Below are 2,208 nucleotides of genomic sequence, written 5' to 3'. Positions count from 1 at the left end.
TTGCGCGCACTGCCGTCCGGCCAGGTCGGCTTCAACTACCTGGGCCGCTTCTCCACCGCCGACATGCCCGAGAACCTGCGCGGACTCGGCTTCACCCAGGTCACCGACGCCGACGAACCGGCCGCAGCGCCGGACGACGACCTGCCGGCCCTGTCCGCGCTGCAGGTCAACGCGATGGTGGTGGACACCGAGGAGGGCGCCCAGTTGGACGCCGTGCTGGACTTTCCCACCGGGCTGCTGTCCCGGGGCGAGGTGCAGGAGCTGGCGGAGCTGTGGTGTGCGGCGATGGAAGGCCTGGCGCGGCACGTCGCCGGTCCTGGTGCGGGCGGGCTGACGCCGTCGGATCTGCCGCTGGTGTCGGTGCGTCAGCAGGACATCGACGTCTGGGAGGAGCGCTACCCGAACGTGGCGGACGTGTGGCCGCTCACCGCTGTGCAGTCCGGGCTGCTGTTCCACACCATGCTGGCCGACGCCGCCTTCGACGCCTACCAGATGCAGCTGGTGTTCCACCTGTCGGGTTCGGTGGATCCGGGTCGGATGCGGGCGGCCGGTCAGGCGTTGCTGGACCGGCATGCCGCTTTGCGTACCGCGTTCGTGGCCGATGGTGCCGGGGAGTTGGTGCAGGTGGTTCCGGCGCGGGTGGAGCTGCCCTGGCGCCATGACGATCTGGCCGGACTCGGCGTGGAGGAGCGTGACGCGGCGTACACACGCCTGCTGGCCGAGGACCATGCCGCCCACTTCGACCCGGCGGTGCCCCCGCTGCTGCGGATGTCCCTGGTCACCATGGGCCCCGACCGCTCCGAACTGGTCTTCACCGCGAACCACGTCCTCTTCGACGGCTGGTCGGTGCCGCTGCTGATGCACGACCTGCTGCGGCTGTACGGGTCCGACGGCGACGGCTCGGCCCTGCCCCGGGTGCGCGGCTACCGCAACTTCCTGGTGTGGCTGTCCGAGCAGGACCGCGAGGAGTCGGCCCGGGCCTGGGCCCGGGAGCTCGAAGGGGTCGAAGGGCCCACCCTGCTCGTTCCCGAAGCAGCGGAGTCCGCGGCTGAGGCGCAGGGCATCGGGCAGCTCGACGTGCCGCTGCCGCCGGAGGAGGCGCGCGAGCTGTCGCGGCGCGCCGCCGAGCTCGGCGTCACCCTGAACACCCTGATGCAGGGGGCCTGGGCGCTGCTGCTCTCCGGACTGACCGGCAGCGGTGACGTGGTCTTCGGCACCGCGGTCTCCGGCCGGCCGCCCGAGGTCGCGGGTGTGGACGAGATGGTCGGACTGTTCATCAACACCCTGCCGGTGCGGGTGCGGTGCGCCCCCACCGACACCCTCGCCGACCTCCTCACCGACCTCCAGCGGCGCCAGGGCGCCCTGCTCGACCACCACCACTACCCGCTGACTGACATCCACCAGGCCATCGGCCTGAACGTGCTGTTCGACACCATCGTCGGCTTCGAGTCCTACCCGGTCGACCGCGCGGGCATCTCCGAGGCCAACACCACCAGCGGAATAGCGATCACCGGGATCAGCCCGTTGAGCGGCACCCACTACCCGCTCGCGGTGACGGCCACCGCCGACCCGCACCTGCGGGTGGCCGTGCAGTACCAGCGACACCTGTTCGACCGGGACGGCGTCAGCACCCTCGCCGGCCGGTTCGCGCGCATCCTGCGGCAGATCGCGGCGGATCCGTATGTGCGGGTGCGTGCGGTGGATCTGCTGGAGCCGGGTGAGCGGGTCCGGTTGCTGGGTGATTTCAACGAGACCGGGGCTCCGGTGCCGGTGGGTACCATTCCCGGGCTGTTCGAGGCGCGGGTCGCGGCGACGCCCGACGCGACCGCGGTGGTCTTCGGGGAGACCATGCTGACCTACCGCGAACTGGACGACCGGGCCGAAGGCCTCGCCCGCGCGCTGGCCGAGCGGGGCGTGGGCCACGAGTCGGTGGTGGCGGTGTCGGTGTCGCGCTCGCCCGAGCTGGTGGTCGCCCTGCTCGGCGTGATGAAGGCCGGCGGCGCGTACCTGCCGGTCGACTCCGCCTACCCGGCCGAGCGGATCACCTTCATGACGGCCGACTCCGGCGCCGGCCTGCTGCTGGTGGACGCGGCGACCGCAGGGGAGCTGCCCGAGCTGCCCGTGCCGGTGCTGCGGGTGGACGCCCCCGAGGCCGTCGGCGCGGCGGCCGACCGGGAGCGGCGGCACTCCGTGATGGCGGCCAACACC

Annotated in this window: 1 protein-coding gene; it reads left to right on the top strand. The window is 72.3% G+C overall.

Features of this window, described 5'->3' with window-relative positions; translation table 11 throughout:
• On the top strand, window positions 1-2,208 hold a 2,208-nt coding region (locus TR46_RS37615), incomplete at both ends, for a condensation domain-containing protein (protein ID WP_042411858.1).

The sequence above is a fragment of the Streptacidiphilus carbonis genome, from assembly GCF_000787775.1.
Taxonomy (GTDB): domain Bacteria; phylum Actinomycetota; class Actinomycetes; order Streptomycetales; family Streptomycetaceae; genus Streptacidiphilus; species Streptacidiphilus carbonis.
This window is presented reverse-complemented; position numbering and strand designations above follow the sequence as displayed.